The following is a 25,602-nucleotide window of genomic DNA, read 5'->3' as shown; positions in this document are numbered from 1 at the left end:
GTATCTGGCAAGGGCTGGGTCACGTCCATATAGCATTGCAGCATGTCCCACAGGGCCTGTACTTCGTGTTTTTCAGCTTCGATTGAACTGAAGGAGGTCTTGTTGAAGGTTTTCTGGGTATAGCGATGCACCAGCATCAGCCGGTAAAAAATACCGCCCTGTTGAATCACCCGTTCGACGTAAGCATCAAACTCCACAAACGGCGCCTCGAAAATGCGCCCCCTTCCCAGAGCAAAACGAACCTGACCAGTGAGCCGGTTAAATTCGCTGCAGCCGTCTTCCAAGGTTTTGTTTAATTTTCTATCTATAGTCTTTTCAAAAGGCTTAACGATACAGGCAATGCCAGAGCTCATAAGCCAATTAGTACTGGGGCGGGCAAACCAAAGAGCAAATAGCATCCACCCAGGGACAAGAGTCAGTCCAAGCAAGCCAACCAAAAGGGCAGGCAAGCCATAATACTTCGCGATCTCTAAAATACTCCATCCAACTAGCCCCATTCCTCCCACAACAAGACTGATGATCCAGGCAAAAGGAATAACCAAGATTAAGAATTTAAGGCCTAGCTTCTCGTTCAGGAACCGTACTCGCTTGTGGTCCCACCACCAGTCCCTGGACTCAAAATCCGGATCAGACTTCTCCTGATCCTGGAGTGCTTCAACATCCTGAATCGTACCAAGATAGGGGATGGCTTTTGCATAAACCCCAATGGGCTGCAGCTCCTCACCTATACGGATGCGATTTTTGGGGCTCGGGGGTAATGGGCCAATATTTGTGCCATTAAAGGCGGTCGCGGCATATTCCGACATTACCTGCCTTTCTATCATGCAACGCTCCATGTTTATGCACTGCTTAAATGCAGGGCACTAAAGTCCTGTTCAACGAACTTATCTGGCAATTTTCCTCCACCCGCTAAAGCAATATTGCCCTGTCCTTCTCTTCCTCCTCATACACTTCCGCAAACACCTCATAGGGCAAACGCCCCGGGCGGGCCTTTTGCTTGTCACGAACCTTCTGGTTCAAGCGCTTTAAGGTATCACTGGGCTTGGCCTAATCTGGGAGCTAACCGGGACAGATCTATTTTTAGCCGTAAGATTTACAGATATAGCTAGAAAATAGATCTGTCCCAGCTTTTAAATAACGTTCTTCATCATCTTGATTTCGATGCCATGTAAAGCATCCAAGGCAACTCCATATATACAGCGTCAGGGGCCGATTTTAGGTTTCATTCTGTACCTTGGCACGGGTTTCTAGACCCGAAAATGCTTAGTCCTTCAAGAGCCGACTAGCGTAACTCGAAACAAGTGAATCAGGGTGGCTTACCAGCCGTTCAGCAATCTTCTTGGCTAGTGATGAATCAAATATCACTGCTTGCTCCAAGACGGTCGTAAGAACAGCTTCATGTGCGTCCGCTGAAGCCAAGATGAGGGCTAATCGTTCCATCTGATTGCTGCCAGAGACTTCGCACAGTGTAGATAGTGCTGCCTCACGTATTTCTTCATCTTCATCCAAAACAATGGTTCTGATCAGAGCCGCCAAAACAAATTCATTGGTTTGACCTAATGCTCGTATATTCTCGATAGCCCCCAAGCGGTTGTAATGACCTTCAAGATACACGGGTACCACGCCTTCCTCTCCTGAAACAAAGAGTTCGAACCCCATTAGGGTATCTAAGTCTCGCTGAATGTTCATTCGAAATGCGCCCTTCTTGGCAGATCTACCTCGTATGGCCTTGCATTTCCATTCTAATCAATCAGAATCAACAAATAGCCAATAAACTTTCTTGGAAGAAGAACCTGAAATATCTGAGAAAATATCCATAACAACCTTATAACTTTCAAAGTCATTTCTCTTAAGAAAATCCAGCCCACCTTTTATAACAACTACAGTATCTCTATACTTAGAATCCATCCCCTCCCACAGCGAATCCGATATTGCATCCCAATTGTATGATTCAACTGGAGGGTCCAATGGAAAATTCGCTCGAATAGCATCAATAATATTTTCTTTACTCACTATTCCCTTGCCATCAATAACTATTTCGTCAACCTCACTCAAATATTCTTTCCACTGAACATCTTCAAATTGGGAAGAACTAATTTTAATTAACCCTGGAGGTAGATTCATAACCATTTTTCACCTAATCCTTACGAAAGCTGGATTCCCAGTATCTCCATAGTGCGTCCAAGTGTAATAGGTTTCCCCTGAGATTCTATTCCTAACTATACGCCGAGTACCTGCTCCTTTCTCACCGACAGCAGGCTGAACTCTAAACTCTTGGTATGGAGAATCATTCCCTTTCGCCCCAGGTAAATTTCCCTCCCAGTTCTTGAAGGTTACTCCCCATTTTCTTGCAAGTTTACCGCTTGGCTTGGTGCCAGCATCAATATGTGAAAGCGTACTTAGTAACGAGCGCTCTTCAGCTTCAGGGAGTGAATCCGGCGTAATCCAAGGAATCCGACCTTCTGGCTTTGGAACTTCCGGTTGGGAGCCATCAACAAACTCATTCCTATCAGGCTTATCCTTAGATACGACCTTCAACCCCAACGGATCCACCCACCCCGTCGGGTTCGGCACATACTGGTAATTATTGAGCCCGCCCGCAAGCCCTATCGGGTCCGGGGTCAGGAAGCGGCCGGTGGTGGGGTTGTAGTAGCGGTGCCGGTTGTAGTGCAGGCCGGTTTCCGGGTCGTGGTACTGGCCCTGGAAGCGCAGCGGGTTGTCGATCTCGGCGACCTGTTGCTTGAGGACGTTGCCGTAGGCTCGGTAGGTGACGGACCACACTAGGTGACCCTGGGCGTTGGTCAGTTCCTGCGGGGTTCCGAGGTGGTCCAGGTGGTAGTAATACACCCTCGCCTGCTCGGGGCCGTGGCCGTCGATCAGGGCCAGGGGGCGGAAACTGTCGGGTTCGTAGAGGTAGGTGCGGTACTGGTCGCCGCACTCCTCGGCGATCAGACGGTCGCCCTGCCAGAGGAATTCGGTTCGGCGCAGGCCGTCGTCCTTGGCGATGCGACGTCCAAAGGCGTCGTAGTCGTAGCGGACAGTCTTGCCATCCGGCAGGGTGACTTCGGTGAGGCGGTGCTCGCAATCGTAGGCGTAGCGGGTGACCAGCTTCTGGTCCTTGCCTCGCCGCTCCTCGATCAGGTTACCAAAGTCGTCGTAGTGGTAGTGGCTATCGCCTTGGAACAGCAGCCGGTTGCCACGGACATTGGCCTTGTTGTCACTGGACGCGCCCTGGACCTGCTCCAGCAGGTTTCCTGCGGGATCGTGGATCAATTGTTCGTAGAGATCACCTCTCACCCCCACCAGCCGGTCCATGGGATCGTAAACATACTCCCGCAGGCCTTTGCGGCTGTCCTGGATAGCCTTGAGGTTGCCGTTGGGGTCGTACTGGTAATCGCGCTGGGCGACGATGTCTTTGACTCGCTGCTGGTGCAGGCGATGCTGGGTCAACCGGCCCTGGTCGTCGTAGACGTACGCGCTGATCAGGTCGCCCTGCACCCGCTCGATCTCGTCCCCCATGGCGGAGAGCCGATGGCGGCTAAGAGGCTGACCATTGAGGTCGATGCCGGCGAGCAGGCCTGCGGCATCCCGCTGGTAGCCCAGGGTCTGGCCATCGGGCAGCACCATTCCCGCCAGCCGGTCGTAGTCGTCGTAACGGTAGTGGAACGTGGCCCAACCCTGGTGCTCCGCCTTCAGGACGCCTGCGTTGTCGTACTCGAACGCCAGCGGCCATTTGCCGTCATCGACGCCCAGCAGCTTGCCGTCGGCGTCGTAGCGGTACTGAATCTCACGCCCGTCCGGCAGGGTTTTCTTCAGCAGTTGGCCGAGTGTATCCCGCTCGTACGATGTGGTCTGCAAAACCTCACGGCCAAGCCCGTACTCCGCCTTGGCTAACAGGTGGCCGTTGAGGTCGTACTCGTAACCGGTGCTGTGGCCATCAAAGGCCGTTTCCTCGCGCACCAGGCCATTGGGGTAGTAATCGATGCGGTACTGCTCGCCACGTTCGTTCTCGATGTGGGTAAGCAGGAATCGGTGATGGTCGTAGCGGTACTTCAGTTCGCTGCCGTCGGGATTGATGCGACGGGTCAGCAGGTGAAGGTTGTTGCCATACTCGAACCGGGTCTCCCGGCCCTGTTCATCAACAAACCGGGTGACCTTGCCGTAGCTGTTATACTCGTAACGGCGCGACCGGTTTCCAGTCATGAGTTCATCGGTCACCCGGCCCAGCGCATCATACCGGTACTGGGTGATCGCCCCACGACCATCCTTTTTCCCCAGCAATTGACCAAACTCGTCGTAGCGATACTTGGTGATGGCTCCTGCCGGGTCAACGGCCTCCAGCAGCTGGCCCTTGTCATTCCAGTCCCACCGGTGATAACGACCATCCGGCAGGTCCACACGCAACAGCTGACCTCTATCCGAATAGCTATAGCGAGTCTTGCGCCCTTTGGGGTCGGTTTCGCAGGCAAGGTCACCGGCAGAGGTGTAGTCGAATTTCCAGCACTGGCGCTGGCGATGAATCTCTGCAATCCGACCCTTTCGATAGGCCAGCAGCACCGGGATTCCGTCCGGACCGGTCTTGCCGGTCAGCCGTCCCTGATTGTCGTACCGGTACTCGGTCCGGGCTCCCATGGGGTCAACGGAAGCCAGAAGGCGGCCTTTTTCGTCATATTCGTTAAGGTGCCTGGCGCCGTCCGGGTCAATTTTCTCCTGGAGCTGGGCAGCACCATCGTATTGCCAGCGTTCCTCACTGCCATCCACGTAGCGGACGGTACAGGTACCCTTGTCGTCGTCCCATTCAAAGCGGGTATCGACCTGGGCACTATCACCCCATTGGCGGACACAACGGCCCATGGGATCGGTCTGGTCCCATTCTAGGTGGAAGCTGTAGCCACCAGCCAGGGTCCGGCGGACGAGCATGTGGTTATCAAACTGATAGTGTTCGGTGTCGTCCACCGCATTAGTGGCGGCAACCAGGTCTCCCTGGTCGTCGTAGCTGTACTGCTGTTCCGTGCGAAGCCGATCCCATACAGGCCCATCCTCACTCAGCCTGCGATGGAACAGGCTGACAGTCACCAGATAGCCATCCTGGTATTCGAAGGCCAGGGCCTGAGCGGCATCATTCACCAGCCGCTGCAGACGACCGTGGAGGTCGTAACCCAGCCGCAGTTCGTTGCCATACCGATCGGTGATGCGGGACAGCAGTCCGCGCTCGCCGTCGCGGCGGAAGTGATAGCGGGGCGCCTTCTCGCCGGCACAAACGACAATCTCTTCCCCGTCTTTCCAGGCGGCCATGCCAGAACGGGAGTTTATGCCGAAAGGCTCGTCATCCAATGCTGGCAGACGGGTGTTCTTGCCCTCGTGGTCGTGCCAGGTGATGTGCTGATCAGAAAAACTCAGGCTGTGGTTGAGGCTGTGACGCCAGCCGTACCCCATGTCGAGCCGTCGGTCACTGCTGCCGGAACGGTACAGGCGCTTGAACTCAAATGGCAGCGGCCCAGCGAGCCGGGCATCCACCAACTCCATCATTTCCTCGCCGGTGACCGTACTGATGGGGTCTTCACTGGTCTCGGTGGAGTCGTTGTCCTGGGTAACCCGGCCTTGGTCGGTCTCTGAAGGCGAATCTTCGTCTCGAACTTCCACATCATTACTGCGCTCGCTAACGACAGCATGACTCTGCTTACGAGCCTGGAACATAGCTACTTGGTCACTAGCAGCAAGTCCATTGGATGGGCCAGTGTTAACCGATGGTTGCTGATCAACATTTCCCTGTACCGCTGATGGCTCAACTTGCCCATCATTCGCAACGGGAGTCATCGACTGATCAACGGAATCGTCGTCAGGAAGATCAACCTCCGTCTCTGGCCGATCGCTATTGGTCAGCACCGGCGCAGTTTCACGCCGCTCGTCGTTGGACACGGGTGTCGCAGCGCCCTCATCAGGTTCATCGGTGCGACGAACAGCCGCAGTATCCGACGGTTCGGGCTCTGCTCCAGAAGATCGTGCCCCCTCGCCATCGCTAACCGGAGGTGTTGTCTCGCTTCTGCGTCCGACAGTGTCGCCGGATACGGTTCCTGACGTATCGAGGCGTCCACCACCCGCCATTTGCAGGGGCCGGTGTTTAGTTCCCAAATCTTCCATCGTCTGCTGGAAGACTTCGGCAAGGTTTCCCAGGAACTCCGCCAGACTGCTGCTTGGTACGTCGCGATCCATGACAACACTTTCCACGACCTTGCTGCCAATACGAGCACCATACTTGGCCGCCAACCCCGTCCCCCCAGTCAACAGGAGCCCGACGACAACATCAAACAGGATCTGACCAATCACGTTCCCTATGGATTCAGCGAGTTGGGTGGGAGCCAGCATCCTGAAGTACTGGCGAATGGTGTACATCACCAGGAACAGAAAGATCTCGTCGTTGGCCACCAGGCAGGCTTTGAGGTAGGCCTCGTCACTCTGTTTCAAGACCTCCAGCTGGTCCCGGAGGTCTTCTGGCAGGTTGTCGAAGTCATAGTCGAGCAAACCACAAATGACATCATAAATTCGCCGGATGTCATCGATAATGGAAGTAAAGCCATCCACGATTCCTTCCTGATAACGAAGGTAAATCGCTGCCACCTGGACCACGGAGCCCATTGCCAGGAAATTGTCCCACTCTGCGCTTACCCCGTTATTCCAAGACTTATCGAGAACCTCACAACATTGCTCAACGAACGACTCGTAGGTTCTATAAAGCGCCTCTAAATCGTTTTTAGTAACCTGAGGAGACAGGATCACCCTGTACTCTCTACCGGGCACAACCTCGACTTCCGCTACTCCGCTTTTATTTGTGGAACCCAGGTGAACAGTATCCCAGCTGTCCCAAAACCAATTGCCCGTGTTCTCCTGAACTTCAAATCGAGTATCGGGAATGGGGGTTCTGCGAATGTTTTCGTGAAAATGGGCAATCTTGATTGTTCGGGTCAGCTGACACGGAGCAACCGTGGATGACACAACCTGATCCTCGGAAGCCGATTCGCTAACTTGCTCACCGTTTACTTCCAGCACCTGCTCGTGCCCAAGGAATAGAGAGGCGAGAAAGTCATCCTGCAGGTCGTCGTAGCTTTTTGCCAGTGACTCACGAAGCTCCTGTTTCAGTGCCTCGATGTCCGGGCGAGCGAATCCCAAGCCATCAGTGGAATTCTGTGCCATCCTTGGCGCCGTCATACGTTCTTCCTTAAACGGTAGATGATCTGATTGGTGATGCTTTGCGCGCTTCCTGCAGCAAGCATTGGTGAAGATGGGCAAGGTCGGGCTGTGAAAGCTCCGTTATTGGCTGGCCCCTGGACAGCCTGCGTAGTTGCCGCTCAACTTTGAGCCTTGCCACCTCAGGCGGCCAGCTTAATAACGGAGATCCGTTAATCCGGTGCAATTCCGCCAGCGTTGCATCTACCAGCTGGTGCCAGCACAAGCCAGAAAGCTGCCGCTCTACCTCTGGAGTCAGCTGGAACCAAGGGCTGGGCTCCTGCTTCTCCACCGGCAACAGGCCCGAGTGTTGGTAGGGCTGCCCCCCAGGCATAATCGCGACTTTGACCGGCCCCATCATGGCAGCGAGGCTCTGGTCATCCAGATATGAAAGCAATGGACCGAAAAAGCGCGCATCCCAATAACGGAAAAACACCTCACGTTGATCCGGCATACGGATCTTGATGAGGCTCTGCAGGTGCCCAAATAGGTCGTCGAAAGACAACATGGACACAGCGGCCCAGCCCCAGTCGCCCCATTCTGTTTCTTCGATCCAGTCCAGAAAGCCACTCATAGGATCAATCTGTGCCAGGTAGGGCATCACCTCATGCCAACCCGAATAGGCCGTACCCAGAAACAGCGGCCGAGCGATAAGCCCATCCTGCTCATAGAAGTGACGTACAGGTTCACCCTCACTTGTCCCGCTTAATACGAGATACAGAGATGCGCCCTCTCCCGCCTGTTCCAATTCGGCTTCCAGGCACCGCCGAAAGGCCCCTCGCTCAGGCACTACACACCCCACCGTGGCACTTGACGCACTCTTCACAGAATGGCGCCGCAGATTTCAGGTTGTTGTACTGTGGGCGAGTCAGTGGCACCTCCGGCAATTTCTCTGGCGTCACTGCCTGATGGACATTCCTGGCCAGATCCTGAGGCAACACCGGCCCAATCGCCCCCTGCCCACTTCCACTCGCCGGTGCGCCGCCGGAGTTAATTTTCAACGTCGGCCCAGACAAGGTCACGCCACTGGGATCAAGCTTGAGGAAGCTGCCGCCTGCGGCGATGGTGAGTTCAGCGCCGGCGTCGAGCACCACTTTGGCCCCGGCCTTGTGGTGGGCTTCGGTGCCGGCTTCGCTGAGGATGGCCTGGGCGGTTTTCTGGTGGAAGGTGCCACCAATAATCTGACTGCTGTCTGCGCCAACGCTTGCCCGCTGCTCACCATCCACGGTCAGGTGGTCACTGGCTTTGATGTGGCTGATCCGCTCATTCTCCACCGTCAGGTGGCTGTCGTGTTTGATGACCTCGGTGCGGTCGTTTTCGGTGAGCAGGTCCAGGTCTTTCTGGGCGTGGAGGTAGATCTGTTCCTGGTTGGCTTCGTCCTCGAAGCGCAGCTCGTTGCTGCCCTCGCCCTTGTGGGTCTGGGTTTTCAGCACGGTGCGGGTTTTGTGCTCCGGCAGTGCATAGGGCGGCGTGTTGGTGGCGTGGTAGGTGCGACCGGTGATGATGGGCTGATCCGGGTCGCCGTCGAGGAAGCTGACGATGACTTCGTGGCCGATCCGTGGCAGTGCCATAAAGCCATACTGGCCACCCGCCCAACCCTGGCTGACTCTTAGCCAGGCGCTGCTGTGTTCGTCGTTCTGACTGTAACGATCCCAGGGGAAACGCACTTTCACCCGGCCGTGTTCGTCGCAGTGAATTTCTTCCCCGGCCGGGCCGGTGACGATGGCGATCTGGGGGCCGTCCATCAGTGGTCGGTGGCTGACCTGTGGCCGCCAGGTGCGATCCGCCGGGATGGCTTGGAATTCGTTGTGGTAGGTGGTGGGTTCGCTCCCGCCCTCTTCCTCCAGGGCCTGGGGTTGGCGGCCGGTATGCTCTACCCCGGTGATCAGCCAGTCGCGGTTGAGGCTGTCCCGGCTGTGGCCGGTCAGCGGCAGCTTGGTGCCCGGGGCAAAGTCGGGGCGGTTGCTCTTGCCGCTGGCCACGCTGGCGTCGTTACGCAGGGCGTCCAGTTTGGCCTGGGTGAAGGCGGTGCCGCTGGCATCGGCCTTGAAGCGACCGGGGTAATCGTAATGTTGGTAATCGTCGCGCTGGCCATCCAGATTGGTGGCAGCACGTTCGTGCATCAGGGCGTAGGCGGGGTTCTGGAAGGTGTAGTCTTTCAGCGCCACCGAGGCGGCGCGAACCCGTTCCCGGTAGTTGAACGCAAAGACCGCCGGTTGCCGGCTACTACCGCCGGCGGTGGCGTTGTAGGTGACCTCTGGCAGGGTGACGGTGTCGCCGTGATGGTCTGAGATCGTCAGTGGTTGGCTGTCGGCGTCAAGGTCAAACCGGTAGTGCCAGCCCTCTTCCGCTGCGAGGCGCTGGAGGAACGCCAGGTCGCTTTCCCGGTGCTGGACGCAGTATTCCCGTTCCGCAGGGGGACGTTTGAGGTCGAAGACGGTATCGGCGATGCCGCGCTCTTCCAGCAGGGTTTTCAGGATGGCCTCAGGGGTCTGGGTCTGGAAGATGCGGCTGTTGTGCATCAGCCCCAGCCGCCACAGCGGCGGTTCCACCACCACCTCGTAACGGGTACGGCGGTGGCCGCTGTCGCCGCGGGCAAATTCGGACACCACACCTACAAACCGGCGCAGTAATTGGCCGTCCTGCCACACGGCCAGTTCGACCGGTTGTTCCAACACCTCGTTAACTGCAACGGCGGGGTCAAAGCTGGCCAGTTCGAGGGTGCCCCGGAACAGCGTCGACAGGGCCTCGATCACCTTAAAACCGACCACGGCGAAGAGATCAACAGGGAGCTGGCCAATACGGACAGTGAACTGCAGTCCCACGGACGGGGACCCTGGGGAAGCGGGAGCCTCGGGCATATCTTCAGTCCTTGAAGAAACATCATTATTCATCGGTCGGCCCTTCCTGAGCCAACGGCGATTATAACGAACAGCCCGCCGATTAAAAGCCTTCCCCGGGGATACCCTGAATCAGCTCACAGTAATGCAGTAACTCACACCGCCATTCTACGCCCGGTTGGACAGCCAAACACTCTGATAGGGCTTCAGGGTGAGCTCCCCGGAGAAATCGTCAACGGCCTGACCGGAAATCAGGTCCACCCAACAGTCAGTACCAATCAGGTTGATGTCGCTAAGCGCCACCTGCCTCACCTCGTCGGTCACGTTGTAAATGCAGAAAATTGACTGATCACGCCGCACGCTCTGGCGCCAGAAGCCGAACACCTGCAACCCCAGATGCAACGTGAACTGGGTGGCATTCGGGTGAAACGCCGGCTGACGGCGCCGGATGGCAATCAACCGCTTCAACTCCCGGCACACTTGGCTGTGGTGACTGAGAGGATCATTCAACCGGGCTTCGAGGTCGTCGCGATCCCACTGGGCACGGTTGATGGAACGTAAACGACCCGTATGCTCAACCCTGGCGTAATCGTTCTCAGTGCCCACCAGAGAATGGATGTAGAAGGCAGGAATACCCTCCAGCGCCAGCATGATGGCGTGAGCACACAGGAATCGTGCCATCTGCCAGCTATCTGGCCCCTGTTCAACCGTGCCCTTAAGGGCATCATACAACGCGATATTGATTTCGTAGGCCTGCTCCTCACCGTTGGTATGGCGATAAGATACCTTTCCACCAAAGGTTTCCATGGTGGCAATCAGTTGCTGCTTTTCCTCATCGCTCAGCAGGCCATCGGTCGGGCGCATGCCAATGCCATCATGGGACGCGATGAAATTCAGGTAGGTGGTCCCGACTTGCGCCGGCGGCATGCTCATCAGCCAGGTTTTCAGGTGCCGGCAGTTGCCGGTCACCAGGGTCTGGATCAGCAGTGGCGGCAGTGAGAAGTTGTAGATCACATGGGCTTCGTTGGCGTTGCCAAAGTAGGTCAGGTTTTCGCGGTTAGGCACATTGGTCTCGGTAATCACCACCGCATTGGGGGTGTGATGCTCGATCAGTAACCGCAGAATCTTGATCAGTTCGTGGGTCTGTTGCAGGTGGATGCACGGGGTTCCTGCCTCCTTCCACAAGAACGCCACCGCATCCATACGAAACCACCGCACACCCCGTTCCAGGTAGTGCCGGATGATACCGACAAACTCCAGCAGTACTTTGGGGTTACGAAACTCCAGATCCACCTGGTCTTCACTAAAGGTGCACCAGACGTACCGCTCCCCATCAGCGGTTTGTACCGGGTTCAACAGCGGCGACGTACGAGGCCGGACCACCATGCTCACATCGGTGTCAGGCTTCGCCTCAACAAAATAGTCCTTGCCGGGATCGACCCGCTTCCTGAAGTTCTCAAACCAGCGGCTGCGTGCCGACATGTGGTTGATCACCAGGTCAGCCATCAACCGGAATTCCCCGGCGATGGCCTCAATGTCTTGCCATGAACCGTGGGACTCATTCACCGCTAGGTAGTCCATCACGGAAAACCCGTCATCGGAGCTGTACGGGAAAAAAGGCAGGATATGTACCGCCGACACGGTGTCTGCAAACTGGTGGTGGAGAAAGCGTCGCAGGGTATGCAGCGGCTTCTCACCGCTGGACTGAATAGAGTCCGCATAGCTAATCAGCAGGATATCCGACTCAGCCCAGTTATTGGTGTGGGCAGGCGGTGCGGGAACATCAGGCGCCAGCCCCATGGCCTTCATCAATTGCTGCGCCAGGAACCCACTATCCAGATCCGGATAGACCGTTTCCAGCATCCCCATCAGCCTGGCCTGTAACCCCTGCCCCATGTCAGGTCACCTCCCCATATCGATCCAGCCTTAACGGTCAACGACTCTTCAGATTGGCTGATACTCCTGGTTATCAGCCTCCACCGCTTCCAAGAGTTCGGTCATCAGCCCCGGCAAGGCACTGGTTACCCGGCTCCAGCTTGGAATAAACGGTGTATCCATCGGATTCTCCAGGAAGTAAGCCCCAGCTTTGACGATGTTCTGGGCGAACAGCTCCACCGCCTTTTCTTCCTTGTGACGGTCCAGACTGAGACCGTTAATAATGGCGTCGTTCTGGTAGGTTTCGATGAAGTCGAGGGCGATGCGGAAATAGGTCGCCTTGATGGTGCGGAACTTCTCTTGGGAAAACACTTCGCCGTTGGTTGCCAGCTTGCGGAACACGGCCTTGCTGATGTCAGTGCTCATCTTGGAGAGGCCCCGGCTGGAATCGTGTTCAGACAGTTCCTGATGCTTATGGTCATAGACGTCTGCAATGTCCACCTGACACAGCCGGTTGGTGGAGTAATTGCGCTTCATTTCCGACAGCACCCCCACTTCCAGCCCCCAGTCACTGGGAATGCGCAGGTCATTGATGACATCGGTGCGTAGTGAGAATTCACCCGCCAACGGATAGCGGTAGCTGTCGAGGTAGTCCAGGAAATCACTGGGGCCACAGACTTTCTTCAGCGCACGAATCAGCGGGGTAACCAATAGCCGGCTGACCCGGCCATTCATCTTGCCCTCCGCTACCCGGGCGTAGTAGCCCTTACAGAACATGTAGTTGAAATTCGGGTTGGCCACTGGGTAGATCAACCGGGCAACCAGGTCACGGGAATAGGTCAGAATATCGCAATCGTGCAACGCCACGGATTCAGCACGGTCACACGCCAACACATAGCCGAAGCAATACCAGACGTTGCGGCCTTTGCCCATCTCGGTGGGGGCCAGGCCTTGCTCACGCAGTTTAAGGTCAACCTGCCTCAGCCGTGGGCCATCGTTCCAGAGCACCCGGACGTGCTGGGGCAACTCCGCGAAGTACGCCATGGCGTGCCGGTACTGTTCTTCATTGGCCCGGTCAAGGCCGATCACGATCTGTTCCAGGTAGGGTACTTTGGCCAGCTCCCTGACAATATTCTTTAGAGCCGGCCCTTCCAGTTCTGAGTACAGGCATGGCAAGACCAGCGCCATTGGCCGGGTCTTGCTGAAGCCCATCAACTCCTGCTCCAACTCCTCCACCGGTCGCCGACAGAGGTTATGGAGGGTGGTGATAATGCCGTTCTGGTAGAAATCGCCCATGGAAATCCTCCTTACGGGGTTCTTCTGGGGTGCGCCTGTTGGCGCCTAATAACCATGCTCGTTCAGGATCTGCGTAACGCACTCGTTCCAGCCAGCAGGCCCTCGCGCGTTTGAACGCATCACCGGGCAATCCGGCGCCAGCGTAATCTCGTCCGACCGGGCCCCGCGAATAATCACCGGGCAATCCACCGCCGCCAGCATGTCGCTGTCATTGGGACCATCCCCCAACGCAACCGTCAGCCAATGCTCCCCAGGGTGCTGACGCTGGAAGCGTTCGCTGAGCCAACGCACACCGTCGGCCTTATCAAACGCCCCCATTACATGCAGGAAGCGCCCACCGGCCACCAACCGCAAACCACGCCTTTGCAACTGTGCCCGGAACTCATCCAGGCGCTCCGAGCTGTCGTGCCAAAGCAGAGGCTCCGTCCCGCTCCGCTGCCTGGCGAGCCGGGCAAGCCTTGGTGGCAGCCCGGTGATTCCCGCCAGCTCCTCCACGGTCATGTCCGTAAATCCGCGAAAGGCGTAACCCTGGTCACGCAACTGCACCAGCGTTTCCAATAGCTCTGCATGATTCGCACCAAAATGCACTAACTGCTCAGGACCCGGTTCAAAATAGTGTTCAGGAACCACCACAGCCGCCCCGTTTTCAACGATGTAGGGCGCCTGGTTACCCAGCCTCGCCCGCAAGTCCGTAATCTCCGCCGCGGTTTTGCTTGAGCTGATGACCACCGGAATACCCGCTCGTTCTAACCGCGTCAGCGCAGGCTGGGCGGGTCGCCAGCAGTAGCTGTCGTGATCCAGCAGGGTGCCGTCCAGATCGGTGAAAATCAGCAGACGAGGCTTACTCATATCGACTCCCGGTAGACCGGTGCCGCCAGTCCATGGTCCCCGCCCACAGCAATCACAACATCGGCGCGATCAGGCATTTCCGCCAGGGTGGCCCGGGTTATTCGCTCGTAGTGCATGATAAAGCGCTGCACTTGCTGATCAGACATGATGCGGTTGGGCGGCACGCTCTCCATTGCGCCCCGTTTTGGTGCGCCGTTCCGATGTTGTGCAAGCTTGCGCTCCTGAAGGGTGCGCCACTCAACAACGCATGCCATTGAGGGCGCCTTGAGCATGATCAGGACGTCTAACTGACCAAAAAAATCCCGGTAGTCCGTCGCCAGACGGTCGTTCACAAAACGCCGCCACGCCCCATCGGCATCCTCGTCCTTTTCCAACGTATTGATTGGGGTGTCCAGACTGTCAGGCTCGCGCTCCGCAACCGCGCCCAGGCACCAGCCCTCCAACAAAATGACCTTGAACGGCCCCTCCACCACAGCCCACCGGCTATGGGGAAAACGGTCGTCACTGGCCTTGTCAAACGCAGGTATCGCGACGTGCTCGCCGGCCTTCACCGATCGCAGTTGCTCAATCACCTGTTGCCCGAGCAGCAGGTCATGGGTGCCGGGAACACCCCGGGTTCTGAGCAAGGGGTGAATGGTCTCAGCCAAATGTTCTCGCTCGGCCAGAGTCAGATAGATGTCATCAAGGGAAAAACGGGCGCAGGGGCAGTCAAACGCTTTCGTCAGCAGCTCACTCAGAAACAACGACAGAGTGGACTTCCCGGTTCCTTGCGCGCCGTTGATACCGACCAGCAACGGATAGGCCGCTTTCCCTGCCTGCTGGCTCAAGTCCCGTGCCAATGGCAGAACCACATCCGCGACAGTCTGCCGGTACGTATCCGGCAGGTGTTCCTGTTGGATGAGCGAATCGATCAGTCGATTGAGTTCCTGTTCACGCACCGTTGATCTCCCCTGGCCTTGGTGGTGTTAATCATCATAGGTAGCTTGGCAAGCTGACAGGTAGGGTAATTTGCAGATTTCGTACCAGCTGCCGCTCTATTTGTCTGGTTGGCACGGGTCTGAGACACTTGTCAGAACCCACCCATGAACAGCCTGGTTCAACCGTATGTCTGCCGACCGTTTTCGAATTGAACACCGTTATCTGGAACTTCCCCACACGTTCTACACCCGGGTGCAACCCATGCCACTGAAAGGCGCCCGCATGGTGTGTTTTAACCAACAGTTGGCCGCCGACATGGGCATTCACAGTGACAACCCCGATGACTGGACAGCCATTGGGGCTGGTGCCGAACTGCTTGAGGGCATGGACCCGGTGGCAATGAAATACACCGGTCACCAGTTTGGCGCTTACAACCCGGAGCTTGGCGATGGCCGCGGTTTACTGCTGTGGGAGACCGTTGGTCCAGATCAACGGCGGTGGGACTGGCACCTGAAGGGCGCAGGCATAACGCCCTACTCCCGGTTTGGCGATGGCCGGGCGGTGCTACGGTCAACCATTCGGGAATATCTGTGCAGCGAAGCGATGGCCGCGCTCGATGTGCCAACGACCCGGGCCCTGTTCATGGTCAGCGCAAGGGACCCGGTCCAGCGGGAAGGCGTCGAAACCGCCGCGACCCTGATGCGGGTGGCCCAGAGTCACATCCGCTTTGGCCATTTTGAATACGCCGCCTATCACCAGGGTGAAGAGGCCCTGCGGACGCTAATCGACCACACACTTGAATTGCATTTCCCTGACCTGCTGAACCAACCAGAAGAGGACCGCTACCGCCTGTTCCTCGAGCAAGTCGTCTCCCGAACCGCCAACCTGGTGGCCCAGTGGCAGGCCCTGGGCTTCTGCCACGGCGTGATGAACAGCGACAACATGTCCATCATCGGCGACACCTTTGACTATGGCCCCTACGCTTTCCTCGATGACTTTGATGCCGGCCATATCTGTAATCACAGCGACCAGGGCGGGCGTTACGCCTACAACCGGCAGCCCCAGATCGGCTTCATTAATTGCCAGTACCTGGCCCGCGCACTGGCACCGGTGATGAACGAGGATGACCTGCGCCGGGCAATGCGCCAGTACGAACTGAGCTACAACGACCGTTTCCCCCGCCTGCTGCGCGCCAAACTGGGCCTGGAGCAGGAACTGGACGGCGATGTGGAGTTGATCATGGAAACCTTCAACCTGCTCCATGAGTTCCGTGTGGATTTCACCCGCTTCTTCAGGGGATTGTCCACCCTGCCCTCACAGGGCACCGCTCCCATACGGGACCTGTTTGTCGACCGCAGTGCAGCCGACAGCTGGCTCGTTCGCTACCGGGAACGGCTGGCGCAGGAAACCCGGTCAGAGGAGGCGCGGGAAGCGGCCATGTGCGCAACCAACCCCAAGTTCATCCTGAGAAACTACCTCGCCCAACAGGTGATTCAGGAAGCGCAGAATGGTGACTACGACCCCATGCATAAACTGCTGGCGGTGTTGGCCCGGCCCTTTGATGAGCAACCGGAAAACGAAGACTATGCCGCCCTGCCGCCGGACTGGGGCAAACACCTGAACATCAGTTGTTCGTCGTAAGCGGACACAAAGAACAAAAAAAGGGGTCAGAACTGTCGTTCTGACCCCTTTTTTCTTTGATCACCGCCTGTTGGGCTTAAACCGCCTTGGCAGCAATGATCTTATCGTGCCATTCCTGTGGTCCGGTCTGGTGCACCGAGGTGCCCTTAGAGTCCACCGCGACGGTCACTGGCATGTCTTCCACTTCAAACTCGTAGATGGCTTCCATTCCCAGTTCCGGGAAGGCAACGACTTCGGCGTTCTTGATGGCCTTCGACACCAGGTAAGCAGAGCCACCCACCGCCATCAGGTAGACCGCGCCAAACTCCTTGATGGCATCAATCGCCACCTGGCCACGCTCCGCCTTACCGATCATACCGGTCAGGCCAGTCTTCTCGAGCATGGTGTGAGTGAACTTGTCCATACGGGTTGCGGTGGTCGGGCCAGCCGGACCCACCACTTCTTCGCGAACCGGGTCGACCGGGCCCACGTAATAGATGAAACGACCTTTCAGGTCCACCGGCAGCTCTTCGCCGTTGGCCAGCATATCGACCATCTTTTTATGAGCGGCATCACGACCGGTCAGCATTTTGCCGGACAGCAGAACGGTTTCGCCCGGCTGCCAGTCTTTGACATCCTCAGGGGTAACGGTGTCCAGGTTCACCCGGCGTACGCTGTCGCCCACTTCCCAGGTGATTTCCGGCCAGTCTTCCAGACTCGGCGGCGTTTGCAGGGACGGGCCAGTGCCATCCAGCACAAAATGTGCGTGGCGGGTGGCGGCACAGTTCGGGATGATCGCCACCGGCTTGTTGGCCGCGTGGGTCGGGTAATCCTTCACTTTTACGTCGAGAACCGTGGTCAGACCACCCAGGCCCTGAGCGCCGATGCCCAGGTCGTTCACCTTCTCGAACAACTCCAGACGCAGCTCTTCAGAGCGGTTGGAGGCTCCACGTTCTTTCAGGTCGTGAATATCAATCGGATCCAGCAGAGCTTCCTTCGCCAGCTCCATTGCCTTCTCGGCGGTACCACCGATACCAATGCCCAGCATACCTGGCGGACACCAGCCAGCACCCATCTGGGGAACCATCTTCAACACCCACTCAACGACAGAGTCAGACGGGTTCAGCATGGCGAACTTGGATTTGGCTTCGGAACCACCACCTTTGGCAGCCACGTGCACGTCAACCTTGTCACCGGGTACCAGCTTGTAGTGAATGATCGCCGGGGTATTGTCTTTGGTGTTCGCGCGGGCGCCGTCCGGGTCCGCCAGAACCGACGCTCGCAGTACGTTGTCCGGATGCAGGTAGGCACGACGAACGCCTTCGTTAATGACGTCATCCAGCGGCATATCGCAATCCCACTGCACGTCCATACCCACGTTCACGAATACCGTCACGATGCCGGTGTCCTGGCAGATCGGGCGATGTCCCATGGCGCACATACGGGAGTTGATCAGGATCTGTGCCATGGCATCTTTTGCCGCCTGGGACTCTTCCTTCTGATAGGCCTCGTAGACAGCCTGGATAAAGTCCTTGGGGTGGTAATAAGAAATGTACTGCAGCGCGTCCGCTACGCTTTCAATCAGGTCGTCCTGGCGGATTACGGTGGTCATAGGCGTCTCATCAGGTAATGTTGCTTTGCGTAGGCTGGGACTGGCGCCATCGTCGGCGAGCCGTCCAGAAAAATCGGGCATAAAGTTTACCAGTCAGTTGCTTCTTTATACAGAGGCGGGAACACGACCATCGGCCAAGGCTCTCCAAACACCCTCTATGCAGGTATTCCAGCGCGAACCCGGTTACCAAAAGACACCAAGATAGTTAGCTATCCTCTTTGCATTCAAACGCCCGTTTAAGGTTAAATCCAGCAAGGGAGCGAATGCTCCCACGACATTCACAGCAGGAGACCCCCGTGACGAATCACGTGCTCACCGAAAAACAACAACACCTTCTGGTCGTTCGAATCAACCGGCTGGATCGCAAGAACGCGCTGACCCACGACATGTACACCGCTATGGGCGACGCTCTGAAAACCGCCGAAGACGACGCTGATATCCGTTGCGTCCTGTTTACCGGTAGCAGCGACTGCTTCACCGCAGGTAATGACCTGAGCGATTTTGCCAAGGGCCTGCCCGGCGCCTTCGAGGAAACCCCGGTTGGTCGTTTCCTGCTTCTGCTGGCCACCGCCACCAAGCCGGTGGTTGCGGCGGTCAATGGCCCTGCGGTGGGCATTGGCACCACCATGCTGCTGCACTGCGATTTTGTCTGTGCCGGCACCAACACCCGCTTCCAGATGCCCTTTGCCAACCTCGGACTGTGTCCGGAGGGCGGTTCAAGCCTGCTATTGCCAACCTGGATTGGTCGGGTACGGGCAGCGGAGCTGCTGATGCTTGGCGGGGTATTTGGTGCTGAAGAGGCCGATCGCCTGGGGCTGATCAACCGCGTGTGTGATCCGGAAGAAACTGAAGCGACGGCGCTGCAATTCTGCCAGCAGGTTGTCGCCCAGGCGCCAGCCGCCATTCGCGCCACCAAAGCCCTGCTGAACCGGGCACCCAAAGAAGAGCTGCTCGAGACCCTCAAGACGGAAGGCGCCTTGTTTGCAGAGCGGCTGAAGTCCCCGGAAGCTGCCGAGGCACTCAAAGCCTTTATGGAAAAGCGCAAACCGGACTTTTCCAACTTCAGCTGATACACCTGTTGTCCTGCCGGGCCGGCCTCCGGCCGCCCGGCTCGACAATCTACCCGTCCGCATCTATGTTCAAGAAGGCGAGCGGGCCTCTGAAGCATCAGGTTGGGTGAATCAGCAAAGGATGATCACCACAACTCACCCCAGAATCACACTTTAGAGCGATCAACAGTATCCATCGACTTTCGATATAGTCAGAGTGGAATAAAAAGTGGCGCAGATTGCTGGCACAAAAACCAGACAGCACCGGCCACTGGCATAGGGCTTACCGGGACTCACCGGCCCCGTCAGTTGCCGAATATAACGACACAACAACAGGAAAAGGTTCCACCCATGTTCAAGAAAACCCTAATAAGTCTTGCCGTGGCATCTACCCTTGGGCTCACCGGCTGTTTCGACGACGGCCAAACAGGCGCAAATGCAGACCCGGATTATAAAATTTCAAACCCGGGGTTCGATGGAAAGACATGGCCCGTCTTTAACCCTCTGGCAGGTGCACTGCCTATCCCGAACGATCTGATTTTTGATTCCGCACAGGGTGATGGAACCTTTGGAGTTGCTGACAGCTCCCCACCTGTAACAACAGCCCTTAATGAACTGAGCGGCGCGTCCACCGTAGCACCCGCCGTGATTCAGTTTAATGGCCAGATTGATCCCGCTACCGCAGTTTACGGCCAGACCGTATTCCTGCTGGAGCTTGAATACGCCAGCGGCGACCCCGTGCAGGGTCTCGCCAATGCTGAGCCGCCCACCGTCGCAGGTGTACCTGCAGCACGGGTGGACGTTGTAGCACTCGACGGCACGTCCGCTATCCGCCTGCTTCCGCTGGAGCCCCTGGCCCCGCGTAAACGTTACGTTGCAGTGGTCACCAAAGGCATCACCGACATTAACGGTGACCCGATCATTTCCTCACCAAGCTACAGCAACCTGACCGATGAGGAGCAGCCGCTCGGCAACGCATCTCTTGCGTCAGTGCGCACTCTCATTAATAAGCTTTGGGAAGGTACCGCAGTAGCCGCTCTGGGCATTGAAGCGGACAGCATTGCTGTCAGCTACAGCTTTACCACATCCAACGATGAGAAAGTGCTTCAGTATATTGCTGAACCTGCCGCTTGGTTTGCCGATCAGCTCGGTACTTTTCTGAAAGTTAGCGCTGCAAAAGCTGCCATTGCAGGCGGGGCTAGCGATTACGCCACAGTTAACGCCACCGTCACAGCTGCCGTTGGCGCTTTCCCTTCACCTGAGCTACAAGCTGCACTGTCTCCGGTCTTTGACGCTGCTCCGCCAGCAGGCTGCGGCGGCCTGATCGGACAAATGGCAATTGACTGTACAGGTATTGCATTGGCTGGCAATTTCGGCGCCGCGCTACCTAACCAGTCAGGCCGCAGTGCAGGTGATATCACATTGAACCTGGCATCCACAAAACCGGTTCCCCTGGTCTCTGCACCAACCAGCAGCGTTCTGACGGCCGTTGGAGCAGGCCCAACAGACGTGCTGGCCGTGGAAGGCACCATCTCTCTCCCGTACTACCTGGGTAGCAGTGCTTCCGGCATCATGACCGAGTCCTGGGTGGCGGACGATGCCCTGGCCACCGCTATGAATCAGGCCTTTACCAACATCGGCCTATCCATTCCTCAGGCCAACCCTGCAGTTTCCACAGCGGTGAACTACGTCTTCCCCTTCCCCAAGAAGAAGTCCGATGTAGAAGTCCCGCTGCTGGCCCTGTATCCATCTGACGGCAATGTTGCCGGCGTCGTGATCTACCAGCACGGCATCACCACAGACCGAAGCGCCATGCTCACTTTCGGAACCGCACTGGCGGCCCAGGGCTATGCTGTATTTGGCATCGACCTTCCGCTGCACGGTGTTGGCGCATTTACTGCTGAAGAGCAAGCAGCACTTGCAGACAAGCTCCTTACTGGAGCAGGCCTGCCCGTCAACGACACTAACCGGGCAGCCTTAATTGGCAGCCAGCTGTCGTTGGGCTTGTTGGCCCAGCTTCGTGGCGCAGGATGCACCGTGGATGCTGACGACGCAATCGCGATACAGCAAGTTATGGGTGGTGCATGTGAAGCCCAAGTCGCGGGATCTGCGGCCAGCATGGCAGGACTTGTTTCTATTGAAAATACCGTCGCCAATGCCGGCAGTACCGTTCCGGGTCTCGCACCAATGGAGGCTAACGAGCGTCACTTTGGCTTCTACGCCCCGGTACCTGGCACGGTCGCACCGTTTGACTACGCCAACGGCGCGGGCGACTCCGGTAGCATGTTCATCAACCTGACCAGCTTCCTGACGTCTCGGGACAACATGCGCCAGGGTTCGGTGGATCTGATGAACCTGAGCGCCAGTATTCCCGGGTTGACCATGGTCAATCTCGGTGGACAACCGTTCCAGATTAACCCAGCTCCAGACACGTACTTTGTCGGTCACTCCTTCGGCACCCTGACTGGCACTCCGTTCCTGGCGGCCGTCAATGCCAACCAGACTGCTGCACTGAACCCGGCGGAAGCGGCCAACGATGTCCTGGCAGCCAGCCTGCTGACTCCAGGCGGCGGTATTGCCGGTATGGCGCAAAACTCCCCGGCGTTTGCACCCAATATCTACCTTGGCCTGCAGCAAGCGGCTGGCTTGGCTCAGGGCGACGCGAACCTGGAAACTTACTTCAACGTCTTCCAGGCAGCTCTCGATACGGTTGACCCGATCAACTTTGTCGACAACCTGAACGGTCAAGCTGGTCAGATCCTGCTGTCCCAGGTGAACGGAGACACTGTTGTTCCGAACGCCGCTGACGAAGCGCAATGGGGTACCCCGGCCCTGTCCGGCGTATTTAACGCCGAAATTGCCGGCCAGCAGATCCCTGTTTCCATCAACAGCTTCAACGCGCCGCTGTCTGGTACTCAACCGATGACGCTCGGTTTGAGCAACATCACAGCGTACGATGGAGCAAACCACGGCACACCAGTTTCTGCAGACCCTGCAGCCGTCTTCGGCCAAATGGTTCAGGAAACCCTCGGTCTGTTTATGGCTCCATAAACCCGCAGTTGCCTAAACCTAAAAGCCCCGGCATTGCCGGGGCTTTTTTATTACAACTTACAGGCTTTAGTCCAAGATCTCTCCGTTATCCGCCCCCAGCACTTTACCCACATACGCGCTCTCACACCCCGTCTTCTCAAACTTGATTGGATGTCCAATCTGACGCTGTGTTCGGCCATCGCCTTTCGGCACTTCAATCACCATACCTCGCGCCTTTAGCTGGGGATGCTCGGCGGCTTCAGAGATCGTCAACACCGGTTCCACACAGGCGTCCTGATCCGCGAAGATGTTGCACCACTCGTTCAGGGGCCGGCTGGCGATGGCTTCGGCAATGGCTGACTTCAGCGTCTGCTGGTGCTCCGGGTTCTGGCTCAGACCGTAGCTTTTCAGCTCCGGTTTGCCAATCACTTCGCACAGGCGGGCCAGGAACTGGGGCTCCAGACTGCCAACGGACAACCAGCGACCGTCTGAAGTCCGGTAATAGTCATAGAAGCTGCCACCATTCAGCAGCGCACCTTCCGGCTTCTGTTCCACACCACCGGCCAGGCAGGCCGCCCCGGCCATGGCGTTGAGCGCAAAGGCCGCATCCGTCATGCTGATATCAACAAACTGCCCCTCCCCGGTCTGTTGACGATGAACAACCGCCGCCAGGATGCCCATCACCGCATGGTGGGAGCCCCCAGCCACATCGGCGATCTGGATGCCCATCGGGGGCGGCCCGCTGTTCTGACGGCCGCAGTGACTGCTGACGCCCGCCAGGGCCAGATAGTTGATGTCATGACCGGCGCGATCCTTGTAGGGGCCGGTCTGGCCGTAGCCGGTGATGGCACAGTAGATCAGCCGCGGGTTGATCGCTTTAAGGGCCTCATAGCCAATACCCAGTCGATCCATAACCCCGGGGCGGAACTGTTCAACCACCACGTCATACTCCGCCACCAAGCGCTTGACTACCTCGACGCTGGCCGGGTCCTTGAGGTTAAGCCCCAACGAACGTTTACCCCGGTTAAGGAAGGTATGGGCGGTGCTGACGCCATCGTCGTGGGGCGGCATCACCCGGGTCAGGTCCAGTCGATCCGGCGCCTCCACTCGCAGCACATCCGCCCCCATGTCCGCCAACAACATGGTTGCGTAGGGACCTGGCAGCAAGGTGCTGAAATCCAGGATTTTCAACGTCTGTAACGGGCCGGGCATAGCGTCTCCTCAGGTCTTGCCATTATGGGAATCCATGACTCCGATGCTGCCGGGTTTTTCTTTCCGGGCCAACCGTCGGTGACGACATTCCAATTGACCATTTCTACCAAATCTCGACGGGTGCGGCGGTTGCAATGTGACCGCCGCGCCTTATGATGACTACGTTGCTTCCGCTGGACTCCCCCATGTCAGATTTAACCGTATCCCGACACTTCGTTCAGGCCGCCCTCTGTGGTGCCGAGCAGGCGGGCTTTGATACCGACCGGCTGCTCCGTCTGGCTGGCATTTCTCCAGATCTGCTGAAAATCGAAAAATCCCGGGTCAACAGCACACAGTACAGCCGGCTGATGCAGGTTATCTGGATCGAAATGGGGGATGAATTCGGCGGAATGGGACCACGACGCTGCCGGCCAGGCACCTTTGCCACCATGTGCGACCTGGTGATTGAGTGCGCCACTCTCGAACATGTGTATGAACGTGCCTTCCAATTTTCCCGGCTGTTCGAACCCACCGCCTGCATGCGACTGGATACCACCAGCGACGAGGCGCGGCTCATTACCCTGATTGAGGGTGAAATCACCGACCCCCTGTTTTTCCTCAGGGAAAGCATTCTGGTGATCTGGCATCGGTTGGGCAGCTGGCTGATCGGCCAGCCCATTGAACTGAGCGGTGCGACATTTGACTACCCGGAACCGGATCATGGCGATGAGTACCGGCACATATTTCACTGCCCGCTGAATTTTGACGCGAAGGAAACCAGCCTGTCCTTTGACAAACGTTTCCTGTCGGCGCCGGTGATCCGGGATAAGTCAGAAATGCGGCAGTTTCTGAAGACGTCCCCAGCCGATTTGCTGTCACGCCCCGATGAAAGTAATACCTACACCGGCCGGATTCGTACCCTGATTGGGCGCGACTTCACCCAACCGCTGCCGGATTTCGAGTGGATTGCGGCAGAGCTGCACACCAGCCCCCAGACCTTACGTCGCAGGCTTAAACAGGAAAATACATCGTTCCAGGAAATCAAGGATCTACTCAGGAGGGATCTGGCCATCTACTTCCTGGGCCGGCCAGAGCTGCCCATCAACGATATCGCCCACCGGGTTGGCTTTACCGAACCGTCCACTTTCCATCGGGCATTCAAAAAATGGACCGGTGTTACCCCGGGCGCCTATAGGGAAGGCGATCGGAGTAACTGACCTAAAACAGCATCAGCTGGGGTTCTGCAGTTCCTTGATCAGCCGCCCCAGGGTTCGTGCTGCCTCGCGGGCCTGGTCGCGGCTGGCACCAAGCTGCATCAACCGGGAGCCATCGCGGGGATCGTAGATCCAGCAGGTATCCAGTGTGCCGTCGCAATCCCAGCGGACCATGGGGCTGACCCCAAACACCAGTATGGTTTCCGTGGATACCTGACGCTGTCCTGACACGGTCATCCGGGATTCCTGGATATGGATTTCCCCCGCCGCCGAAGACACCTTGTATTCAATATCCGCTGGCGCCCCGGCCCGGACTACCCGGTGGTCTTCCCGCCAGCCGTTCACTGATACCAGGCTATTCAGGTGCGCGGCGAGCGCCCCGGAATTGGAGTTGGTGAGGTACAAACGCTGCAGGCTTTCGAGGGTCTGGCCGTCCGCAGGTTCAATGATCGCCACCCGCTCCTGCTGGGGCCGTGCGTCGACCCCGTTTCCGCCAGTGCGCTGCGCCTTCTCGACCTCAGTGATGAGCTCCAGGGCCTCGTCGTAATGCCCGCCATCGTCACCAACCGACGATACGTACTGCTCCAGCGCCTGCCGTGCTTCATTCAACTGGCCGGCTTGCAGCATGACCCGGCCACGATAGAACTGATATTCATCAGGCTTCTCTGCATCCAGCCCCTGTAGGCGGTTCAGGTACTCCCCCGCTTCCTGCCAGTTGCCACTCTCCACAGCCGATTCGGTCGCCAGCATCAAACGGCGGACCTCATGCTCCGGCGACAGTGCACTGGCAGACCCGGCGGCCATCGCCAAGGTAAGTGCAACCGCCAGCCGCGTCTTTCCGTGGAAGAATGCCCGCGCTCTTTTGATGGTCACTGACATACTAC

At 57.4% G+C, this 25,602-nt stretch carries 16 protein-coding genes and 1 pseudogene; 4 read left to right on the top strand and 13 right to left on the bottom strand.

The genetic code is table 11. From position 1 onward, the window contains the following. The 10 genes and pseudogenes from BMZ67_RS07155 to BMZ67_RS07110 form a co-directional block, all read right to left on the bottom strand. Positions 1–824, bottom strand: a pseudogene (locus BMZ67_RS07155) (hypothetical protein); the annotation flags it as partial. Positions 825–1,263: 439 nt separating this feature from the next. Then, on the bottom strand, positions 1,264–1,689 hold the full coding sequence (locus tag BMZ67_RS07150; protein WP_092021261.1) for a hypothetical protein: 426 nt from the start codon (positions 1,687–1,689) through the stop codon (positions 1,264–1,266). Positions 1,690–1,746: 57 nt separating this feature from the next. After that, positions 1,747–2,124 carry a barstar family protein gene (locus tag BMZ67_RS07145; protein WP_175481862.1) on the bottom strand — a complete coding sequence of 126 codons (378 nt, stop codon included), beginning with the start codon at positions 2,122–2,124 and terminating at the stop codon, positions 1,747–1,749. A gap of 9 nt (positions 2,125–2,133) precedes the next feature. Further along, positions 2,134–7,191: an RHS repeat-associated core domain-containing protein gene (locus BMZ67_RS18695; protein ID WP_245749905.1), complete on the bottom strand. Its 5,058-nt coding sequence runs from the start codon at positions 7,189–7,191 to the stop codon at positions 2,134–2,136. A 25-nt stretch (positions 7,192–7,216) separates the two neighbouring features. Further along, a complete protein-coding gene (locus tag BMZ67_RS07135) occupies positions 7,217–7,972 on the bottom strand; it encodes a DUF4123 domain-containing protein (protein ID WP_175481861.1) in 756 nt (251 codons plus the stop codon). Positions 7,973–8,006: 34 nt separating this feature from the next. Continuing rightward, a complete protein-coding gene (locus tag BMZ67_RS07130) occupies positions 8,007–10,085 on the bottom strand; it encodes a type VI secretion system Vgr family protein (RefSeq protein WP_092021258.1) in 2,079 nt (692 codons plus the stop codon). 147 nt (positions 10,086–10,232) lie between these two features. After that, on the bottom strand, positions 10,233–11,960 hold the full coding sequence (locus BMZ67_RS07125; protein WP_092021257.1) for an alpha-amylase family glycosyl hydrolase: 1,728 nt from the start codon (positions 11,958–11,960) through the stop codon (positions 10,233–10,235). A gap of 48 nt (positions 11,961–12,008) precedes the next feature. Next, a complete protein-coding gene (locus BMZ67_RS07120; RefSeq protein ID WP_092021256.1) occupies positions 12,009–13,235 on the bottom strand; it encodes a glycosyltransferase family protein in 1,227 nt (408 codons plus the stop codon). A 45-nt stretch (positions 13,236–13,280) separates the two neighbouring features. Next, the gene (locus BMZ67_RS07115) at positions 13,281–14,084 is read right to left on the bottom strand and encodes an HAD-IIB family hydrolase (protein WP_092021255.1); all 804 of its coding nucleotides are present in this window, start codon (positions 14,082–14,084) and stop codon (positions 13,281–13,283) included. Then, positions 14,081–15,022 (bottom strand): hypothetical protein, encoded by a 942-nt coding sequence (locus tag BMZ67_RS07110; RefSeq protein WP_092021254.1) that lies wholly within the window; start codon positions 15,020–15,022, stop codon positions 14,081–14,083. The genes BMZ67_RS07115 and BMZ67_RS07110 overlap by 4 nt, the downstream gene beginning before the upstream one ends. A 166-nt stretch (positions 15,023–15,188) precedes the next feature. Here BMZ67_RS07110 and BMZ67_RS07105 point away from each other — a divergent pair, with 166 nt between their 5' ends. Beyond that, positions 15,189–16,643: a protein adenylyltransferase SelO gene (locus BMZ67_RS07105; protein WP_092021253.1), complete on the top strand. Its 1,455-nt coding sequence runs from the start codon at positions 15,189–15,191 to the stop codon at positions 16,641–16,643. Between the two features lie 76 nt (positions 16,644–16,719). Here BMZ67_RS07105 and BMZ67_RS07100 read toward each other — a convergent pair whose 3' ends face one another. After that, on the bottom strand, positions 16,720–18,234 hold the full coding sequence (locus BMZ67_RS07100) for a fumarate hydratase (protein ID WP_092021252.1): 1,515 nt from the start codon (positions 18,232–18,234) through the stop codon (positions 16,720–16,722). A 296-nt stretch (positions 18,235–18,530) separates the two neighbouring features. Here BMZ67_RS07100 and BMZ67_RS07095 point away from each other — a divergent pair, with 296 nt between their 5' ends. Together BMZ67_RS07095 and BMZ67_RS07090 are read left to right on the top strand one after the other, a co-directional pair. Continuing rightward, positions 18,531–19,304 carry an enoyl-CoA hydratase gene (locus BMZ67_RS07095; RefSeq protein WP_092021251.1) on the top strand — a complete coding sequence of 258 codons (774 nt, stop codon included), beginning with the start codon at positions 18,531–18,533 and terminating at the stop codon, positions 19,302–19,304. A gap of 330 nt (positions 19,305–19,634) precedes the next feature. Next, positions 19,635–22,334, top strand: a complete 2,700-nt coding sequence (locus BMZ67_RS07090) for a hypothetical protein (protein ID WP_092021250.1) — start codon at positions 19,635–19,637, stop codon at positions 22,332–22,334. 66 nt (positions 22,335–22,400) lie between these two features. On the opposite strand, the gene BMZ67_RS07085 is transcribed toward BMZ67_RS07090, so the two are convergent. Then, positions 22,401–23,525: a CaiB/BaiF CoA transferase family protein gene (locus tag BMZ67_RS07085; RefSeq protein ID WP_092021249.1), complete on the bottom strand. Its 1,125-nt coding sequence runs from the start codon at positions 23,523–23,525 to the stop codon at positions 22,401–22,403. Between the two features lie 185 nt (positions 23,526–23,710). Between BMZ67_RS07085 and BMZ67_RS07080 the strand changes: the two genes are divergently transcribed. Further along, positions 23,711–24,721, top strand: coding sequence for an AraC family transcriptional regulator (locus tag BMZ67_RS07080; RefSeq protein WP_092021248.1), 1,011 nt, complete (start codon positions 23,711–23,713; stop codon positions 24,719–24,721). A 12-nt stretch (positions 24,722–24,733) separates the two neighbouring features. Here the strand turns inward: BMZ67_RS07080 and BMZ67_RS07075 are convergent, their stop codons facing one another. Then, a complete protein-coding gene (locus BMZ67_RS07075) occupies positions 24,734–25,597 on the bottom strand; it encodes a tetratricopeptide repeat protein (RefSeq protein ID WP_425434229.1) in 864 nt (287 codons plus the stop codon). Positions 25,598–25,602: the final 5 nt, after the last annotated feature.

This window comes from Marinobacter zhejiangensis (genome assembly GCF_900114775.1).
Lineage (GTDB): Bacteria > Pseudomonadota > Gammaproteobacteria > Pseudomonadales > Oleiphilaceae > Marinobacter > Marinobacter zhejiangensis.
This window is presented reverse-complemented; position numbering and strand designations above follow the sequence as displayed.

What these genes read in the sequence shown, in the direction of transcription:
- BMZ67_RS07150 (WP_092021261.1), bottom strand. Translation starts at nt 1,689, where the DNA reads ATGAACATTCAGCGAGACTTAGATACCCTAATGGGGTTCGAACTCTTT.
- BMZ67_RS07145 (WP_175481862.1), bottom strand. Translation starts at nt 2,124, where the DNA reads ATGAATCTACCTCCAGGGTTAATTAAAATTAGTTCTTCCCAATTTGAA.
- BMZ67_RS18695 (WP_245749905.1), bottom strand. Translation starts at nt 7,191, where the DNA reads ATGGCACAGAATTCCACTGATGGCTTGGGATTCGCTCGCCCGGACATC.
- BMZ67_RS07130 (WP_092021258.1), bottom strand. Translation starts at nt 10,085, where the DNA reads ATGCCCGAGGCTCCCGCTTCCCCAGGGTCCCCGTCCGTGGGACTGCAG.
- BMZ67_RS07125 (WP_092021257.1), bottom strand. Translation starts at nt 11,960, where the DNA reads ATGGGGCAGGGGTTACAGGCCAGGCTGATGGGGATGCTGGAAACGGTC.
- BMZ67_RS07120 (WP_092021256.1), bottom strand. Translation starts at nt 13,235, where the DNA reads ATGGGCGATTTCTACCAGAACGGCATTATCACCACCCTCCATAACCTC.
- BMZ67_RS07115 (WP_092021255.1), bottom strand. Translation starts at nt 14,084, where the DNA reads ATGAGTAAGCCTCGTCTGCTGATTTTCACCGATCTGGACGGCACCCTG.
- BMZ67_RS07105 (WP_092021253.1), top strand. Translation starts at nt 15,189, where the DNA reads ATGTCTGCCGACCGTTTTCGAATTGAACACCGTTATCTGGAACTTCCC.
- BMZ67_RS07100 (WP_092021252.1), bottom strand. Translation starts at nt 18,234, where the DNA reads ATGACCACCGTAATCCGCCAGGACGACCTGATTGAAAGCGTAGCGGAC.
- BMZ67_RS07090 (WP_092021250.1), top strand. Translation starts at nt 19,635, where the DNA reads ATGTTCAAGAAAACCCTAATAAGTCTTGCCGTGGCATCTACCCTTGGG.
- BMZ67_RS07085 (WP_092021249.1), bottom strand. Translation starts at nt 23,525, where the DNA reads ATGCCCGGCCCGTTACAGACGTTGAAAATCCTGGATTTCAGCACCTTG.
- BMZ67_RS07080 (WP_092021248.1), top strand. Translation starts at nt 23,711, where the DNA reads ATGTCAGATTTAACCGTATCCCGACACTTCGTTCAGGCCGCCCTCTGT.
- BMZ67_RS07075 (WP_425434229.1), bottom strand. Translation starts at nt 25,597, where the DNA reads ATGTCAGTGACCATCAAAAGAGCGCGGGCATTCTTCCACGGAAAGACG.